14 protein-coding genes are annotated in these 18,009 nt (G+C 68.6%); 10 read left to right on the top strand and 4 right to left on the bottom strand.

Going from position 1 to position 18,009, the window contains the following annotated elements; translation table 11 throughout:
- Nucleotides 1-52: 52 nt before the first annotated feature.
- Together AB0F44_RS19820 and AB0F44_RS19815 are read right to left on the bottom strand one after the other, a co-directional pair.
- Nucleotides 53-1,336, bottom strand: coding sequence for a pyridine nucleotide-disulfide oxidoreductase (locus AB0F44_RS19820; protein WP_357358273.1), 1,284 nt, complete (start codon nucleotides 1,334-1,336; stop codon nucleotides 53-55).
- Between the two features lie 60 nt (nucleotides 1,337-1,396).
- Nucleotides 1,397-2,431: a LacI family DNA-binding transcriptional regulator gene (locus AB0F44_RS19815; RefSeq protein WP_357358271.1), complete on the bottom strand. Its 1,035-nt coding sequence runs from the start codon at nucleotides 2,429-2,431 to the stop codon at nucleotides 1,397-1,399.
- 178 nt (nucleotides 2,432-2,609) lie between these two features.
- Here AB0F44_RS19815 and AB0F44_RS19810 point away from each other — a divergent pair, with 178 nt between their 5' ends.
- The 10 genes from AB0F44_RS19810 (at nucleotide 2,610) to AB0F44_RS19765 (ending at nucleotide 15,548) form a co-directional block, all read left to right on the top strand.
- On the top strand, nucleotides 2,610-6,590 hold the full coding sequence (locus AB0F44_RS19810) for a GH92 family glycosyl hydrolase (RefSeq protein ID WP_357358269.1): 3,981 nt from the start codon (nucleotides 2,610-2,612) through the stop codon (nucleotides 6,588-6,590).
- Between the two features lie 61 nt (nucleotides 6,591-6,651).
- Nucleotides 6,652-8,628: an excinuclease ABC subunit UvrC gene (gene uvrC, locus AB0F44_RS19805; protein WP_357358267.1), complete on the top strand. Its 1,977-nt coding sequence runs from the start codon at nucleotides 6,652-6,654 to the stop codon at nucleotides 8,626-8,628.
- 3 nt (nucleotides 8,629-8,631) lie between these two features.
- Nucleotides 8,632-9,498 carry an RNase adapter RapZ gene (gene rapZ / locus AB0F44_RS19800; protein WP_091041005.1) on the top strand — a complete coding sequence of 289 codons (867 nt, stop codon included), beginning with the start codon at nucleotides 8,632-8,634 and terminating at the stop codon, nucleotides 9,496-9,498.
- Entirely contained in the window at nucleotides 9,495-10,481 is a 987-nt protein-coding gene (gene yvcK / locus AB0F44_RS19795) for a uridine diphosphate-N-acetylglucosamine-binding protein YvcK (protein WP_357358265.1), read from the top strand. Before rapZ ends, yvcK begins: the two co-directional genes overlap by 4 nt.
- A 60-nt stretch (nucleotides 10,482-10,541) precedes the next feature.
- On the top strand, nucleotides 10,542-11,528 hold the full coding sequence (whiA, locus tag AB0F44_RS19790; protein ID WP_045547796.1) for a DNA-binding protein WhiA: 987 nt from the start codon (nucleotides 10,542-10,544) through the stop codon (nucleotides 11,526-11,528).
- 185 nt (nucleotides 11,529-11,713) lie between these two features.
- Complete coding sequence (gap, locus tag AB0F44_RS19785) at nucleotides 11,714-12,712, top strand: type I glyceraldehyde-3-phosphate dehydrogenase (protein WP_350658995.1); 999 nt, start codon at nucleotides 11,714-11,716, stop codon at nucleotides 12,710-12,712.
- Between the two features lie 38 nt (nucleotides 12,713-12,750).
- Nucleotides 12,751-13,974, top strand: a complete 1,224-nt coding sequence (locus tag AB0F44_RS19780; RefSeq protein WP_357358263.1) for a phosphoglycerate kinase — start codon at nucleotides 12,751-12,753, stop codon at nucleotides 13,972-13,974.
- The gene (gene tpiA / locus AB0F44_RS19775) at nucleotides 13,974-14,783 is read left to right on the top strand and encodes a triose-phosphate isomerase (protein WP_357358261.1); all 810 of its coding nucleotides are present in this window, start codon (nucleotides 13,974-13,976) and stop codon (nucleotides 14,781-14,783) included. Before AB0F44_RS19780 ends, tpiA begins: the two co-directional genes overlap by 1 nt.
- 42 nt (nucleotides 14,784-14,825) lie before the next feature.
- A complete protein-coding gene (gene secG / locus AB0F44_RS19770) occupies nucleotides 14,826-15,056 on the top strand; it encodes a preprotein translocase subunit SecG (RefSeq protein ID WP_141805076.1) in 231 nt (76 codons plus the stop codon).
- A gap of 132 nt (nucleotides 15,057-15,188) precedes the next feature.
- Entirely contained in the window at nucleotides 15,189-15,548 is a 360-nt protein-coding gene (locus tag AB0F44_RS19765) for an RNA polymerase-binding protein RbpA (protein WP_350658992.1), read from the top strand.
- Nucleotides 15,549-15,645: 97 nt separating this feature from the next.
- Here AB0F44_RS19765 and AB0F44_RS19760 read toward each other — a convergent pair whose 3' ends face one another.
- Together AB0F44_RS19760 and AB0F44_RS19755 are read right to left on the bottom strand one after the other, a co-directional pair.
- On the bottom strand, nucleotides 15,646-16,614 hold the full coding sequence (locus tag AB0F44_RS19760; RefSeq protein ID WP_357358259.1) for a type IV toxin-antitoxin system AbiEi family antitoxin domain-containing protein: 969 nt from the start codon (nucleotides 16,612-16,614) through the stop codon (nucleotides 15,646-15,648).
- Between the two features lie 132 nt (nucleotides 16,615-16,746).
- Nucleotides 16,747-17,931, bottom strand: a complete 1,185-nt coding sequence (locus tag AB0F44_RS19755; protein WP_357358257.1) for an endonuclease — start codon at nucleotides 17,929-17,931, stop codon at nucleotides 16,747-16,749.
- Nucleotides 17,932-18,009 lie beyond the last annotated feature (78 nt).

Here is an 18,009-nt window from a genome sequence, read left to right as displayed (position 1 = left end):
GTCACGCCGCTGCCAACTCGACCTGCAGAAGTGACGTTTCGGCAGGATTGGCTCAGGCGCGCGCCAGGGCCTGTGCCCGCCACAGCTCGTCGCGTGGCGAGCGGCGGCGGTCGAGACGGGCATCGAGCAGCACCCGGGCCTCGTCCCAGCGGTCGGCGCGGAGCAGGGCGGCGATGCGGGCCTCCTCGATGATCTCCCGCTGCGCGTCGGAGCCCCCGAGACGGCGGATCGACGGCGCGAGCACGGCAAGGCGGTCGGCGGCAGCCGAGTTCTCGTCGCGGGCCATCAGCCCCAGCGCCTCGGCGAGCGGGGAGACGACGGTCGCCATGGTCGGGTGTACGTGCCCGGCGGCCCACGACCTCAGCTCGTCGAGCGCACCCGCGTCACCGGTGGCGAGGTGAGTGACCGCCGTGTGCATCGCCAGGAACGGCGTGGCCGGCCGGATCATGGTCTCGCGGCCGGTGACGCGTACGACCTCGGCGATGTCGGGGACGTCGCGAGCACCCGGCGTGAGCGCCCAGCGGAAGAGCAGCGAGCCGGAGTCGACCAGCGCCCGGCAGCCCAGCGCGTGGCCGGGCTGGAGCTGGGTCTCGTAGCGGCGGCGTACGGCATCCAGGTTGCCCAGCGAGAGCTCGTGCAGCGCGGCGTGCCAGGAGAAGTGAGAGAGCGAGTCGATCTGGGCGCCATCCCCGAGCACCCAGCCCGACATCCACGCCAGTCCGGCCTCGTGGTCGCCGGTCTCGTAGTGGGCGTGCGCTCGGGCGTGAGCGGAGTGGCCGGCGCCGGGCTCCACCGCCAGCGAGGCGCAGGAGAGCGACATCGCGTCGTCGAAGCGGCGCTGCTCCTGGCGTACGAAGGCGAGCAGGCCGGTGAACCACCAGTCGTCGCCGTAGGCGGGCGCGGCACGTTCGACGATCGCCCACGCCTCCTCGGGCACCTCGGTGGCCCCGGCGAACGCGATGGTCGGCACCGCGGTCGAGAGCAGCAGCGAGTCTCGCGGGAAGGCCGCGAGGTGGTCGATCAGCGGCCGCGGGTTGCCGCCGATGTGGGCGTCGACCGCGTGAACGTGGCTGCGTTCGCGCTCGGTTGCCCGCCGGGCGTGCAGCCGAGCCTGCTTCAGGCGAGCGCCGACGTCGACGGGGGCGCACATCTCGTGGCCGAGCAGTGCCAGTGCGGCGTGTCCGAGCGCGAACGTCGGGTCGAGGACGATCGAGGCCGCGAACGAGGCGAGGGCGCCGTCCCGTAGACGAAGCACGTCGAGCAGCCCCTGGGAGTAGGCCCGGGCAGCTTCGTCGCTGGTAGTCAGCGCATATCCGTAGCGGTCACGACAAGGCACATAACCATACTAGGCCACTAGACTTTAAAACCCAGGCATGCGCGGCGGATTTCCCCAGACTCAGGGAGCCCGGAGCTCGCCGGAACCCCGGGGAATCAGCCGAGCGCCGATGGTGACGGTCTGCGGCGGGCCCGCGGTGTCGCCGGCGATTCGCTGGAAGAGGAGTCGCGCGGCGGCGGCCCCCATGGCGCCAGGATCCTGGGCGACCACGGTGAGCCCGGGCTGGAGAAGGTCGCCGAGCTCGACGTCGTCGAACCCGACCAGGGCCAGTCGCGTCGAGCGCCGGGCGAGCTCGCGGAGCATGCTGACGGTGGTGCGGCTGTTGCCGCACAGCAGTGCGGTCGCCGGTGACGGCCCGTCGAGCAGCCGGTCCAGCGCGTCGGCGGTCGACGCGGGGGACGGCGGCGCCTGCGTGACGAGATCCTCGGAGTAGGGCACCCCTGCCGACTCGAGCGCTTCGCGATAGCCGCGCAGGCGCTCGCCGGCCGTGTAGATCTCCGGTGCGTCGCCGATGAAGCCGATGCGGCGATGTCCATGGGAGAGCAGATGCTCCACGCCGCGCCGGCTGCCGCCACGGTTGTCGGTGAGGATCATGTCGGCCTCGATGTCGCCGGGCGGGCGGTCGACGAACACGACCGGGATGCCGGCCCGCATCTCGGGGAGGAGGTAGGAGTGGCTGGTGCCGGCCGGCACGACGATCAGGCCGTCGACGCGCCGCTCGCAGAACGCCAGGGCGAGCTCGCGCTCCCGGTCGGCGTCCTCGGCGGAGGAGCCGGCGAAGACCATCGTCCCGTGCTCCCGGGCGACCTCCTCGACCGCGCGGGACAGGATCGAGTAGAACGGGTCGGCGACGTCCTCGAGCAGCAGCCCGACGGTGCCCGACCGTCCCTGCCGCAGATCACGAGCGCTGGCGTTGCGCCGGAACCCGAGCTGGGCGATCGACTCGAGCACGGCCGCGCGCAGGTCGTCGTTGACGTTCGACTCGCCGTTGACCACCCGGGAGACGGTCTTCAGGCTCACCCCGGCCGACGCCGCGACGTCCTTCATGGTCGGGCGGCGCTGCTGACGGGTCTGCTCGGACGGGGGTGATGCCACGTGCTCAGCGTAGACGTCGATCCGAGCGCGACAACGATGTCTCGATTCTTCCCGTGTGTCGGCACAAATCACCCGGCATCCGCAGCGCGCCCGCGTAAATCCTTCTCAAACCACGTTGACAACGTTGTCATCCCACGGTTCCATCTGGAGTGGCCCCCATGTGAAGGAGATCACACCGATGCATCGTTGGGACGCACCACGCAGAACGAGAGGCCGGGCCCGCCTGGCCGCGATGATCGCCGCGACGGCGACGCTGATGGTCGCGATGAGCGGCACCGCGCCCGCGCTCGCGACGCCGGAGGCACCTGAGCCCTCGGCCCCCAAGAGCGACACCGCCGATCCCCAGCAGGCCGCGGAGGGCGGTGACTGGGAGACCTCCTTCGAGGAGGACGACCCCCAGCCCAGCTGGGCCGACCTCGTCGACACCGACGACGACGGCAACCCCCGCACCGCGGGCGTCACCGGACCCGACCCCTTCGGCATCCCCGGCGACATCTCCGAGCACATCACCGGCGTCACCGCCAGCGGAGAGAATTCCGGCTCAGGCGAGGGGGCCGCCGAGCTCGTCGACGGCGACATCAACACCAAGTGGCTCACCTTCGCGACCACCGGCTGGGTGCAGATCGAGCTCGACCAGCCCGTCAGCGTCGTCAGGTACGCCCTCACCTCGGCCAACGACGCCGCCGAGCGTGACCCCAAGAACTGGGTGGTCCAGGGCTCCACCGACGGCCAGGCCTGGACGACCGTCGACACCCGCACCGGCCAGTCCTGGGACGAGCGCTTCCAGACCCGAGGGTTCGAGATCGCCTCCCCGCAGGCGTACTCCCACTACCGCATCGACATCTCCGCCAACCAGAGCGGCGGCATCATCCAGCTCGCCGAGTGGCAGCTCTCCGACGGCGCCGAGCCCCCGCCGCCGCTGAAGAACATGACCAGCCACCCCGACGACGGCCCCGCCTCGGCGTACGCCGCGAAGTCGAAGGTCGGCTTCACCGGAGTGCACGCCTTCGAGTACGCCGGCAAGATCACCGCCGACAAGGGCCACTCCTACAACCGCGTCTTCGACGTCGACATCCCGGTCGGCACCGAGACCGAGCTGTCCTACCTGGTCTTCCCGGAGTTCATCGAGGGCGACCTGAGCTACCCGAGCACCTACACGGCCGTCGACCTGGCCTTCACCGACGGAACCCTGCTCTCGGAGCTGGGCGCGCTCGACGAGCAGGGCTACGTACTGTCCCCGAAGGGCCAGGGCGAGTCGAAGTCGCTCTACACCAACCAGTGGAACAAGAAGACCTCCGTCATCGGCGAGGTCGCCGCGGGCAGGACGATCGACCGCATCCTGGTCGCCGTCGACGCCCCGAGCGGCCCGACGAAGTTCCGTGGCTGGTACGACGACATCGCGATCACCGCCTCCCCGGACGAACCACAGATCACCAGCAGCGTCGACTACGCCGTCACGACCCGTGGCACGCAGTCCAGCGGCAGCTTCTCGCGCGGCAACAACATCCCCGCGACCGCGATCCCGCACGGCTTCAACTTCTGGGCGCCGATGACCAACGCCGGCTCGCTGTCGTGGTTCTACCGCTACCACCAGGACAACGACGCCCAGAACCGGACCAGCCTGCAGGCGCTGACGCTGAGCCACGAGACCAGCCCGTGGATGGGCGACCGGCAGACCTTCCAGGTGATGCCGTCGGCCGCCGAGGGCACCCCTGACCCGGGCCGCAACGCGCGCGAGCTCACCTTCGAGCACGAGAACGAGACCGCCCGGCCCCACTACTACAAGGTCGACTTCGACAACGGGCAGAGCGCCGAGATCGCGCCGACCGACCATGCGGCCGTGTTCCGGTTCACCTACCCCGGCGACTCCGCGCGGCTGGTGTTCGACAACGTCAACAACGACGGCGGGCTGACCCTCGACCCGGCTGCAGGGACGCTGACCGGCTTCACCGACACCCGCAGCGGCCTGTCCAACGGCGCCACCCGGATGTACGTCTACGCGACGTTCGACCAGCCGGTCACCGGCGGTGGGAAGTACGCCACCGGCGAGCGCCCGAACGTACAGGGCCACCTCGAGTTCGACGCCGGCGCGGACAGGACCGTGACGATGCGCATCGCCACCAGCCTGATCGGCATCGACCAGGCCAAGCGCAACCTCGAGCTCGAGGTCGCCGACGACTCCTTCGACACGGTCAAGGAGAAGGCGAAGGAGCTGTGGCAGGACAAGCTCGACGTCCTCGACATCCAGGGCGCGACCAAGGACCAGAAGACGACCGTCTACTCCAACCTCGCCCGGCTCTTCCTCTACCCCAACTCGGGCCACGAGAACACCGGCTCCGAGGACGAGCCGGTCTGGAAGCACGCCGTGCAGTCGACCTCCGGTGACACCAACCCGCCGGGCACCACGCCCACCCACACCGGGGCCGAGATCAAGGACGGCAAGGTCTATGTGAACAACGGCTTCTGGGACACCTACCGCACCACCTGGGCGGCCTACTCGCTCCTGGAGCCGAGCCAGGCGGCCGAGATGGTCAACGGGTTCGTGCAGCAGTACAAGGACAACGGCTGGATCTCGCGCTGGTCCTCGCCGGGCTACGCCAACCTGATGACCGGGACCAGCTCGGACGTCTCCTTCGCCGACGCGTACGTCAAGGGGGTCGAGGGGATCGACGCCGAGGCCGCGTATGCGGCCGCGATGAAGAACGCCACCGTCCGGCCGCCGGGCTCCGCGACCAACTCCAACGTCGGTCGCAAGGGCATGCAGACCTCGGTGTTCCTCGGTTACACGCCCGCGGCGGTGAGCGAGGGCGTCTCCTGGGGGCTCGAGGGCTACATCAACGACTACGGCATCGGGAACATGGCCGCGAAGCTCGCCGAGCGTGACGGGATCTCCTCGGCCGAGCGGAAGCGCCTGCGGGAGGAGTCGGAGTACTTCCTCGGCCGGGCCCGCAACTACGTCAACACCTTCGACACCAAGGTCGGCTTCTTCCAGGGCCGCAACGCCGACGGCACCTTCAAGAAGTCGCCGGCCGACTACAACCCGCTGATCTGGGGGAGCGACCACGACTACACCGAGACCAACGGTTGGAACTTCGCGTTCCACACCCCGCAGGACGGCCAGGGCCTGGCCAACCTCTACGGCGGTCGCGGCGGGCTCGCGAAGAAGCTGGACACCTTCTTCTCCACACCGGAGACGGGGGAGTACCCCGGCTCCTACGGCGGCATCATCCACGAGATCCGTGAGGCTCGTGACGTACGCATGGGGCAGTGGGGCTTCTCCAACCAGGTCAGCCACCACATCCCGTGGATGTACAGCTACACCGGCCAGCCGTGGAAGACGCAGGAGATCGTCCGGGAGACCCTGCGCCGGATGTACACCGGCTCCGAGATCGGGCAGGGCTACGCCGGCGACGAGGACAACGGCGAAACCTCGGCGTGGCATCTCTTCGCCTCCCTCGGCCTCTACCCGCTCCAGATGGGCAGCGAGAACCTCGTGCTCGGCTCGCCGCTGTTCACCAAGGCCACCCTCCACCTCGAGGGCGGCAAGGACCTGGTGATCAAGGCACCCGAGAACAGCAACGAGAACATCTACGTCCAGGGCGTCACGATCGACGGCAAGACCTGGGACAAGACCTACGTCTCCCACCAGGAGCTCGCCGACGGAGGCACCATCGAGTTCGACATGGGCTCGAAGCCGTCACGCTGGGGCACCTCGCCCAGCGCCGTCCCGCCGTCGCTGACCACCGGCTCGGAGCCGGCGAGGCCGATCGCCGACAAGTCCGGTGCCGGCAAGGGCACGGTCTCGGCCAGCGGAAGCGACGGCGAGAGGCTGGTCGACAACGACTCCGGGACGCAGACGACCGTGGCCGGTGACGGCTGGGTGGAGTACCGCTTCTCCGGGACCAGGGTGCCGGTGTCCTTCTACACGCTCACCAACGGCGCCGACGGTGGCTCGCCGAGCGGCTGGGTCGTCAAGGGGTCCAACGACGGCACCGACTGGAAGGTCCTCGACCGGCGCTCGGGTGAGAAGTTCTCGTGGCAACAGGCCACCCGGCCGTACAAGCTCGAGTCGGAGTCGAGGTTCAACCGGATCAGGATCGAGTTCACCGGGCCGGCCGCGCAGCAGATCACGCTCTCGGAGGTGGAGCTGCTCGGCTAGCTGATCCGGGCACCCCCTGCGTACCGCCAGCCTGTCGGTCCTCGCCGATAGGCTGGCGGACGTGCCCGATCCGCAGAGCTATCGCCCGAAAGCTGGGAGCATCCCCACCCAGCCGGGGGTCTACCGGTTCCGCGATCCCAAGGGGCGGGTGATCTACGTCGGCAAGGCGATCAACCTGCGTCAACGGCTCGCGAACTACTTCCAGCCGATCCCCAGTCTTCACCCCCGCACGGCCACGATGGTGACCACCGCGGCCAGCGTCGAGTGGACGACGGTCAACAACGACATCGAAGCGCTCCAGCTCGAATACACCTGGATCAAGGAGTTCGACCCGCGGTTCAACGTCAAGTACCGCGACGACAAGTCCTACCCCTGGCTCGCGGTCACCGTCGGCGAGGAGTTCCCGCGGGTCATGGTCGGTCGCGGGGCCAAGCGCAAGGGCACCCGATACTTCGGCCCCTACGGCCACGCCTGGGCGATCCGCGAGACCGTCGACATCCTGCTGCGGGTCTTCCCGATGCGCTCGTGCAGCAACGGCGTCTTCAAGCGCTCGCAGCAGATCGGCCGCCCGTGCCTGCTCGGCTACATCGACAAGTGCACCGCCCCGTGCGTCGGCAACATCTCGCCCGAGGAGCACCGCGAGATCGTCGACGACTTCTGCGACTTCATGGCCGGCCACACCACGACCTTCACCAAGCGGATCGAGAAGGAGATGTACGCCGCATCCGAGGCCCTCGACTTCGAGAAGGCCGCGCGGCTGCGTGACGACCTCGCCGCGATGCACCGTGCCCTCGAGAAGCAGGCGGTCGTGCTCGGCGACGGTGCCGACGCCGACGTGATCGCTCTGGCCGAGGACCCGCTCGAGGCCGGCGTGCAGATCTTCTACGTACGCGGCGGCCGCATCAAGGGCCAGCGCGGCTGGGTCGCGGACCGGATGGACGACGCCGACACCGCCGGCCTGGTCGAGCACTTCCTGCTCCAGCTCTACGCCGGCGAGGACGCTGAGGCGATCCCGCGCGAGATCCTGGTGCCGGCGCTGCCGCCCGACCACGAGACCCTCGAGGAGCTGCTCTCGGACGTACGCAAGGCGAAGGTCAGGATCCGGGTCCCGCAGCGCGGCGACAAGAAGACGCTCCAGGAGACCGTCGCCAACAACGCCAAGCAGGCCCTCGCGCTCCACAAGACCAAGCGCGCCAGCGACCTCACCATCCGCAACCGGGCGCTCGAGGAGATCCAGGAGGCGCTCGAGCTCGACGAGGTGCCGCTGCGGATCGAGTGTTACGACATCTCCCACCTGCAGGGCACCGAGATCGTGGCCAGCATGGTGGTCTTCGAGGACGGGCTCGCCCGCAAGTCGGAGTATCGCCGGTTCATCATCAAGGGCCAGGACGGCTCCGACGACGTCCGGGCGATGCACGAGGTGATCACCAGGCGGTTCAAGCGGCTCCTCGACGAGCAGTCGACGTCGATCGTGTCGACCGAGGTCGAGGGGGCCAGTGGTCCGATGCTGGTCGACCCGGAGACCGGCCGGCCCCGCAAGTTCGCCTATGCCCCCGGCCTGGTCGTCGTCGACGGCGGCGCGCCTCAAGTGGCGGCCGCGCAGCGGGCCCTGACCGAGCTCGGCATCAATGACATCCCGGTCGTCGGCCTGGCCAAGCGGCTGGAGGAGGTCTGGGTCCCCGACGAGGAGGACCCGGTGATCCTGCCGCGCAGCTCCGAGGGGCTCTACCTGCTGCAGCGGGTCCGTGACGAGGCGCACCGGTTCGCCATCACCCACCACCGCGGCCGCCGGTCGAAGTCCATGGTGGAGAGCTTGCTCGACGACGTACCCGGGCTCGGCGAGGTGCGTCGTCGGACGCTGATGAAGCACTTCGGCTCGCTCAAGAAGCTCAAGGCGGCGACCGTCGAGGAGATCGCCCAGGTGCCCGGCATCGGCCCCGGCACCGCGACAGCGATCAAGACCGCTGTGGAGCAGACGGCGAAGAATGGCAAGGTTAGCGCCATCAACGTCACCACCGGAGAGATCATCGAGGAGTAGGGCATGCACAAGGGGGAGGTCGTCGTCATCACCGGCATGACCGGTGCCGGGCGGAGCACCGCCGCCAAGGAGCTGGAGGACCTCGGCTACTACGTCGTCGACAACCTGCCGCCGAGCCTGCTCCCGCAGGTGGTCGAGCGGGTCGACGCGGCCCGCGGCCCGGAGCAGCCGGTGGCGGTCGTGACCGACGTACGTTCCGGGTCCTTCTTCGCCGAGCTCGAGGAGATCGTGGCGAAGGGAGCCACCGGGCGGCGTACGACCCTGGTCTTCCTCGACGCCGCCGACGACACGCTGGTACGCCGTCAGGAGGCCGCGCGGCGGCCCCACCCGATGCAGCGGGGCAACGAGCGGCTGCTGGACGCGCTCGAGCGGGAGCGGGTGGTGCTGGCCAACCTGCGTGGCGCTGCCGACCTGGTCATCGACACGACCCAGCTCAACGTGCACCAGCTCACCGCGAGGATCGCCGAGGCGTTCGGCACCCCGGAGCGGACCACCCTGAAGGTGTCGGTGGTCAGCTTCGGGTTCAAGTACGGGATCCCGGTCGACGCCGACTTCATGGCCGACATGCGTTTCCTGCCCAACCCGCACTGGGTGCCCGAGCTGAAGGACGGCAACGGACGTGACAACCCCGACGTCGCCGCCTACGTCTACTCACGCCCTGGTGCGGAGGAGTTCCTGAGCGGGTATGTTCCGGTGCTCATCGGAGTGACCAAGGGCTATCTCCACGAAGGAAAGAGGTTCATGCGCGTGGCAATCGGGTGCACGGGTGGCAAGCACCGCAGCGTGGCGATGGCGGAGGAGATCTCCAGGCGGCTGCGAGATGCCGGCCTGGATGCGAAGGCGATCCACCGAGACCTCGGGCGGGAGTGAGAGTGGCCGGGGCCGACCGACCTGGGGCAGATGCCCAGGCCGTCGTCGCCCTGGGGGGAGGGCACGGACTGCATGCGTCGTTGAGCGCGCTGCGGCTGCTCGTCGACGACCTGACCGTCGACCAGCTCACCGCGATCGTCACGGTCGCCGACAACGGCGGCTCCAGCGGCCGGCTCCGAAGGGAGTTCGGCGTGCTCCCGCCGGGCGACCTGCGGATGGCGCTCGCCGCCCTGTGCGGCGCGGACCGCTGGGACGACACCTGGGCGCAGGTGCTGCAGCACCGCTTCGCCGGCGAGGGCGAGATGCGCGGCCACAACCTCGGCAACCTGCTGATCGTGGGCCTGTGGGAGCAGCTCGGCGACCACGTCGAGGCCCTCGACTGGGTCGGGCGCCTGCTGGGCGCCAAGGGCCGGGTCCTGCCGATGGCGCTGGTGCCGATGGACATCGTCGCCGAGGTGAGTGGGCTCGTCCCCGACGACCCGGAGGCCAGGCTGGAAATCAGCGGGCAGGTCGAGGTCGCCACCACCGACGGCCGGATCGAGTCGATCCAGCTGGTCCCCGACAACCCGCCGGCCGCCCCCGACGCCGTCAAGGCGATCTGCGACGCCGAGTGGGTGTTCCTGGGCCCCGGCTCCTGGTTCACCTCGGTCCTTCCGCACCTGATGGTCCGCGCCCTTCGCGAGGCCCTGGTCGCGACCTCCGCGAAGATCGTCGTCGTGCTCAACCTCGGCGAGCAGCCGGGGGAGACGACCGGCTTCGGCCCCGCCGAGCACCTCTCGGTCCTCCTCGAGCACGCCCCCGACCTCCGCATCCACACCGTCCTCGTCGACTCCTCCCTCGACGGTCTCGACGACCTGTCGCGGGTGGCGGAGAAGTGCGGTGCGCAGGTCGAGGTCGCCGACGTCGCCGTCGGCGACGGGACCCCTCGCCACGACCCGGAGCGGCTGGCCGCGGCGTATGCGCGGGTGATCGGGGCGGGTTAGCGCCGGCTCTGACGTGGAACCGATTCGAGGGTCGTTGACAACAATGAAAGACTCTCCGACATGGCGATGACGGGACAGGTGAAGGCCGAGCTGGCCTCCACTCAGATCACCAAGACATGCTGCCGGAAGGCAGAGGTTGCCTCGACGTTGAGGTTCGCTGGGGGGATCCACATCGTGGCAGGCAGGATCGTGGTCGAGGCTGAGCTCGACACGGGTCTGGCCGCCAGGAGATTGAAGCGAGACATCGCCGACGTCTTCGGTCACGAGGCAGAGGTGGCTCTCATCCAGGCGAGCGGGCTTCGTAAGGGCAGCCGCTACATCGTGCGCGTGGTCAAGGACGGTGAGGCGCTGGCGCGCCAGACCGGCCTTCTCGACCAGCGTGGCCGGCCGGTGCGGGGTCTTCCGCCTGCCGTCGTCTCGGGCGGGGCCTGCGACGCCGTGGCGGCCTGGCGCGGTGCCTTCCTGGCCCACGGCTCGCTCACCGAGCCGGGCCGCTCCTCCTCGATGGAGGTGACCTGCCCGGGCTCGGAGTCTGCTCTTGCCCTCGTCGGCGTCGCCCGTCGCATCGGCATCTCGGCGAAGCCGAGGGAGGTACGCGGCGTGGACCGTGTCGTCATCCGCGACGGTGACGCGATCGGCCAACTGCTGACCCGCCTGGGCGCCCACGAGTCATTGATGGCCTGGGAGGAGCGCCGGATGCGCCGCGAGGTCCGCGCCACCGCCAACCGGCTCGCCAACTTCGACGACGCCAACCTGCGCCGTTCGGCCCGTGCGGCCGTCGCCGCCGGTGCCCGCGTCGAGCGCGCCTTGGAGATCCTCGGCGAGGACATCCCCGACCACCTGCGCCAGGCCGGCAAGCTCCGCCTGGAGCACAAGCAGGCCTCGCTCGAGGAGCTCGGACAGCTCCACGACCCGGTGCTGACCAAGGACGCCATCGCCGGCCGCATCCGCCGCCTGCTCGCCATGGCCGACAAGCGTGCCGAGGAGCTCGGCATCCCCGACACCGAGGCGTCACTGACCGCGGAGATGCTCGCCGAGGACGCCTGAGAGCAACATCCACGACCTGAAACCGGCCCGAGCCCCTCGACTGATCGAGGGGCTCGGGCCGTTTGCTACTCGTCCGTCTTTTGGAACGATCCAACCCACTCTCCCGCTGTTCAGAGGCGCTGGGTAGTGTCGGCGTCAGCGGGTGACCCCGCGCACAATCTTTTCGACGCGAACCAGGAGTCCACGTGACAGTTCGAGTAGGCATCAACGGATTCGGCCGGATCGGCCGCAACTTCTTCCGCGCGGTGCGCGCCTCCGACCTCGACATCGAGATCGTGGGGGTGAACGACCTCAGCGACAACGCAACCCTCGCGACACTGCTGAAGTTCGACTCGATCCTCGGCCCCCTCGACGCCGACGTGTCCGCCACCGAGGACGCGATCGTCGTCGACGGCAAGGAGATCAAGGCGTACGCAGAGCGCGACCCGGCCAACATCCCCTGGAAGGACCTCGACGTCGACGTCGTGATCGAGTCGACCGGCTTCTTCACCGACGCGACCAAGGCACGCGCCCACATCGACTCCGGCGGCGCGAAGAAGGTGATCATCTCCGCGCCGGCGAAGAACGAGGACGCCACCATCGTGATGGGCGTCAACGAGTCGATCTACGACCCCGAGGCCCACACGGTGATCTCCAACGCCTCGTGCACCACCAACTGCCTGGCGCCGCTGGCGAAGGCGCTCAACGACGGCGTCGGCATCAACCAGGGCCTGATGACGACCATTCACGCCTACACCGCCGACCAGAACCTTCAGGACAACATCCACAAGGACATGCGTCGCGCCCGCGCGGCCGCCCTCAACGTCGTGCCCACCTCGACCGGCGCCGCCAAGGCGATCGGTCTGGTGCTGCCGGAGCTGAAGGGCAAGCTCGACGGCTACGCCCTGCGGGTGCCAGTGCCGACCGGCTCGATCGTCGACCTCTCCTTCGAGGCCTCGCGCGAGACCTCGGTCGAGGAGATCAACTCGATCATGGAGAAGGCCGCCGACGGGAAGTACCTCGTCTACTCGACCGACCCGATCGTCTCCTCCGACATCGTCACCAACCCGGCGTCCTCGATCTTCGACGCTCCGCTGACCAAGGTGATCGGCAACCAGGTCAAGGTGGCGGCGTGGTACGACAACGAGTGGGGCTACTCCAACCGGCTCGGCGACCTGGTGGCGTACGTTGGCGCGAGCCTGTGACCCAGCGACCTGCCTCACAGGTTAGGGTCTAGCCCGTTATGTCTCTGAATCTCACGCAGCTCATCGAGCAGGGTGTCGCGGGCAAGCGAGTTCTCGTGCGCTCCGACCTCAATGTCCCGTTGGAAGGCACCACGATCACCGACGACGGTCGCATCCGTGCCTCGGTGCCCACGATCAAGACGCTGGCGGATGCCGGCGCCCGGGTCGTGGTGGTCGCCCACCTCGGTCGGCCGAAGGGGGAGCCGGACCCGGCCTACTCGCTGGCCCCTGTGGCGACCCGCCTCGGTGAGCTGCTCGGTGCCGAGGTCGCCTTCGCGACCGACACCGTCGGCGACTCCGCCAGCTCGGTCGTCGGCGGCCTCGCCGACGGCCAGGTCGCGCTGCTGGAGAACGTACGCTTCAACGCCGGTGAGACGAGCAAGGACGACATCGAGCGGGCGACCTTCGCCGCCGAGCTCGCCGCGCTCGTCGACGCCTTCGTCTCCGACGGCTTCGGTGTGGTTCACCGCAAGCAGGCCTCGGTCTACGACGTCGCCAAGCTGCTCCCGAGCGCGCAGGGCGACCTAGTGGCCACCGAGATCGACGTGCTCAAGCGGCTCACTGAGACCCCCGAGCGGCCCTATGTGGTCGTCCTCGGCGGGTCGAAGGTCTCCGACAAGCTCGGCGTGATCGACAACCTGCTCGGCAAGGCGGACAAGCTGCTCATCGGCGGCGGCATGGTCTTCACCTTCCTCAAGGCCCAGGGCTACGAGGTCGGCCAGTCGCTCCTCGAAGAGGACCAGATCCTCACCGTGCTCGGCTACCTCGAGCGCGCCGAGGAGATCGGCGTCGAGATCCTGCTGCCGACCGACGTCGTGGTCGCCGACTCCTTCGGCGACGAGGCATCCGCCCGCGTGGTCGCGGCCAACGCGATCCCGTCCGACTCGCTCGGGCTCGATATCGGTCCGGAGTCGGGCCAGACCTACGCCGCCGCGCTCGAGGGCGCCAAGACGGTCTTCTGGAACGGCCCCATGGGTGTCTTCGAGCAGGCCGCCTTCGCCGAGGGCACCCGCGCGGTCGCCCAGGCGCTCACCACGATCGACGGCCTCTCAGTCGTCGGCGGTGGCGACTCCGCCGCGGCAATCCGCCAGCTCGGGTTCGCCGATGACCAGTTCGGTCACATCTCGACCGGCGGCGGCGCCTCGCTCGAATACCTGGAGGGCAAGACGCTTCCGGGCATCGCCGTGCTGGACGAGGCGACCGTGGTCGGAGGACTGGGCTGATGGCGGCCAAGAAGCCGGCCGCGGGGCGCACCCCGCTCATCGCCGGCAACTGGAAGATGAACCTCAACCACCAAGAAGCGGTGGTCCTGGTCCAGAAGCTCGCCTGGACGCTCTCCGACAAGCGCCACGACTTCGCTGCCGTGGAGGTGGCGGTCTTCCCGCCGTTCACCGACATCCGTTCGGTGCAGACGCTGGTCGACGGCGACAAGATGCGCATCACCTACGGTGCTCAGAACGTCTCCACCCAGGAGTCCGGCGCCTACACCGGCGAGGTCTCGGCCGCGATGCTGGCCAAGCTCGGCTGCTCCTACGTGATCGTGGGTCACTCCGAGCGTCGTGAGCACTATGGCGAGACCGACGAGATCGTCGCGCTCAAGGCCAAGATCGCGCTCAAGCACAACATCGTCCCGATCGTCTGCGTCGGCGAGGGCCTCGAGGTCCGCCAGGCCGGCAATCACCTCGACCACTGCACCGCGCAGGTCGAGGGCTCGCTGGCCGGGCTCACCGACGCCGAGGTCGGCCAGATCGTGATCGCCTACGAGCCGGTCTGGGCGATCGGCACGGGGGAGACCGCCACCGCGCAGGACGCCCAAGAGGTCTGCGCCGGCATCCGTGACCAGCTCGAGAAGAGCTATGGCGCGGAGATCGCCGACGGCGTACGCATCCTCTACGGCGGCTCGGTGAAGCCCAACAACGTGGCCGCGCTGATGCAGGAAGCCGACGTCGACGGGGCGCTGGTCGGCGGGGCGAGCCTCTCGGTCGAGGACTTCGCGGCCATCTCGCGCTACTACGACCTGCCAGTTCTCTAGGCCAGTGCTGTAGGTTTCGGGCTCTCCAGATAGGATTTCAACGTGGAACTTCTCTTCACCATCATCCTGGTCATCGCGAGTGCGCTGATGATCCTGCTCGTGCTGCTTCACAAGGGCCGCGGTGGCGGACTCTCCGACATGTTCGGTGGCGGTGTCTCGAGCTCGCTGGGTGGATCCTCGGTCGTCGAGCGCAACCTCGACCGGCTCACCATCGGCATCGGTGTGATCTGGTTCGCCACTGTGATCGCGCTCGGCCTGCTGATGGCCTACTGAAACATTCCCCTTCAGCGCACGCGCGATAGCGTCTAAACTCATCGACGCTGGACGGAGATTTTGCCGTCCGATTCCCCCAAAGTGGCCTCTCGGGGCTGCGAACTTTAAGTTGAGAGAGGACACCGCAGCACCATGGCAGGTGGAGGGAACGCGATTCGGGGCTCCCGAGTCGGTGCTGGGCCGATGGGTGAGGCGGAGCGCGGCGAAGCCGCGCCACGGAAGGCCGTCACCTACTTCTGCACCAACGCACATCGCTCGGTCATCACCTTCGCCGTCGAGGCGACGCCGCCGGACTCCTGGGACTGCCCCAAGTGTGGTCTCCCGGCCGGTCTCGACGCGGAGAACGCGCCCCCGGCGCCGAAGATCGAGCCTTACAAGACCCACCTCGCCTACGTGAAGGAGCGCCGCTCCGACGCCGAGGCCGAGGACATCCTGGAGGAGGCAATCGCCCTCCTCCGCTCCCGCCGCAAGTCCGGCGAGATCATCTTCTGAAACACCCACCGAGTCGGCGCATCTGCTCCAAGCAGAGGCGCCGACTCGGCGCATTTGTCCCGCCTGAGGACGTTGAATCGACGCAACTGTCCCGGTGTCAGCTCGCGAGCCTTCGGCCGCGCCGCCGGAGCGCCTGATGGTGCAGTCGTCGGATGCGTACGTCCGCGTCTCCGGTTCGTGTGAAGAGGTCGCTCTTCGTGAACGCCTCGACCAGCCACCCCTCGCGGCATGCGTCCAGCCGCCTCTCCCGGTCATGTGCCTGTTGGGCAGGGGAGGAGTGCCACTCGGCCCCGTCGTACTCGACCGCGGCGAGCAGATCCTCGTTGGCCAGGTCGAGGCGTGCGACGAACTCCCCGGTCACTGTCGAGACCTCGACCTGGGGTGTCATCGGGAAACGGGCTTGGTGACAGTGCAGACCGAGCACCGCCTCTGGCGGTGACTCGAACCGGCCGTCGGCGAGCGGGCCGATCCCGCGGAGGGTGGTGACCCACCTGTGACCGCGGAACTGCTCGATTCCCGCGAGGAACTCCTCAGGCTCGTACGCTCCGAGTCGGTGCATCATCGAGACTCCGGCGATCGCCTCGTCGGGCCAACGGACGCGACCGAGGTCCCAGGCCGTACGTATCGGGGTGGTGACCCGCAGACCACCGATCTCGTCGGTCTCACTGTCCTTCACATCGCGTTCTCCGCTCCTGGCGATGTCGTTGCGCAGTCGGCCGTGGCCGGTTGGGCGGAAGAGTGAGAGCGGGCGAAGGCTGAGGTGCTCGCCGGGGGCGAGGATCATCTCGGCCCCGAGGAGCCACCCGGCATGTCGGTCGACAACGATGCAGTCTGCCGGTGCGACAAGCCTCAAGCAGGCCGCCCGTGTGGAGAGTGAGTCGCCGACTTCGGTGGCTAGGTAGACGCCTTTGATGGGCCGGCGCACGAGGCCTGTGTCTAGTAGCGCGCCGAGCCGCCTCCGTGAGATGCCCGCTTCACGGGCCATCTTGAAGGTGAACGGCTCGTTGATCGGCAATGGGAAGGCGCTACCGAGGCTTCCGTTGAACAGCATCTCGTACATGTCCATGCCGCGAGTCTGTGGGTCTTGGTCCGGTGTCGCCACCCGGATCCGGCGCGGCTGTGGGTAACCCTGTGGATTATCTGGGACTGACGCGCCGAGTCGGCGCATCTGCGCGAGACAGATGCGCCGACTCGGCGGTTAGCAGGTTGCGCCGAAGATGGACTCGGCGTACTCCGGGTGGTCGACGAAGGGGTTTCGGTTGCGCTGGTAGGTCGTGTAGACCGTGTTGTTGCGGGTGCGTTCGGCGGCGGTGACCGGGTCGGCGTTGTGCCAGCCGAGCAGTACGCAGACCTTGCCGAGGTAGTTGGTCGAGCCGTTGATGGAGTTGTTGACCTCCAGGTCGGCGAAGCCGTCGTCGCCGTTGTAGCGCACGGCCATGTAGAGGATGCCGCGGGCGAGGTCGCCCTTGACGCTGTCGCGCGGTTCGAAGGAGTCGGAGTCGGTCCAGCAGTCGCTGCACTCCGAGACCGCGGACCCGCCGAGGTCGAAGTCCTTGCTGCCGCGGGTGGAGTTGACCGTGACGTCCTCGGGCCGCAGGTGGTGTACGTCGGTGCCGGGCCCGTTGCTCGTGCCGAAGTCCCCGTGGCTCTGCGGCCAGGTGTGCTCGCGGTTCCAGTTGTTGGCGTCGCCGCCGTTGTTGGTCTTCGGTGTGGAGACTCCTGAGTAGAACTCGATCACGTTCGAGGAGTTGTTCGGGTCCTGGTCGAGGACCTTCAGCGCTTCCCAGACCGCGCTGTAGGACAGCGTGGTGTGGCCGTCGATGATGTTGTGCAGCGCCGACTTCAGCGACGAGCCGGACAGGCCGGCGGCCGAGTCGTAGTAGCCCGCCGGGATGTTCGGATCCGCGGTCGGGGTGGCCGTCGGAGTGGGAGTCGGAGTTGGGGTGGAGCCGGCGAACGCGAAGGCGGTGGCGTTCTTGTGGCCGGGGTGGGAGAAGTACGCCGTCAGGGTGCCGGTCACATCGATCTGACGCCCCTTGAGGCTCGGGTTGGACCGGAGGCCCCAGGCGCTGCGGAACGCGTCGGGGATCTGCACGTAGAGCATCTTGGACGTGCTGGTCTCCGAGGCCGAGTCAGCGATCGCGAGAGCGTAGTCGCTGGGGTAGTTGCTGGTCACGACCGTGCTGGTCGCTGTGGGCTGGCCGACGACGTAGCCGCGTACGGTGGCCGTCGAGCCGTTCTGGGTGGCGATCGCCGTGGTGACGTTGATCGTGGCCGCCTGGGCCGGGGAGGTCGTGATCACGACCGCCATGAAGCTCGCCAGAGCGAGGGCAACGAGGCTGGCCAGGGTGAGGCCGAGCCGCCGAGAGGGGCTGAGGGACATGCTCGGATGGTGGCAGGTCCGCAGGGGTGCGCGGCACCCGTAGTGGGAAAGATTTACCCGGCGTTAGCATGCTGGGTA

This window comes from Nocardioides sp. NPDC023903 (assembly GCF_040639295.1).
GTDB lineage: Bacteria > Actinomycetota > Actinomycetes > Propionibacteriales > Nocardioidaceae > Nocardioides.
The sequence above is the reverse complement of the archived record's forward strand: the minus strand, read 5'-3'. Positions and strand labels throughout refer to the sequence as shown.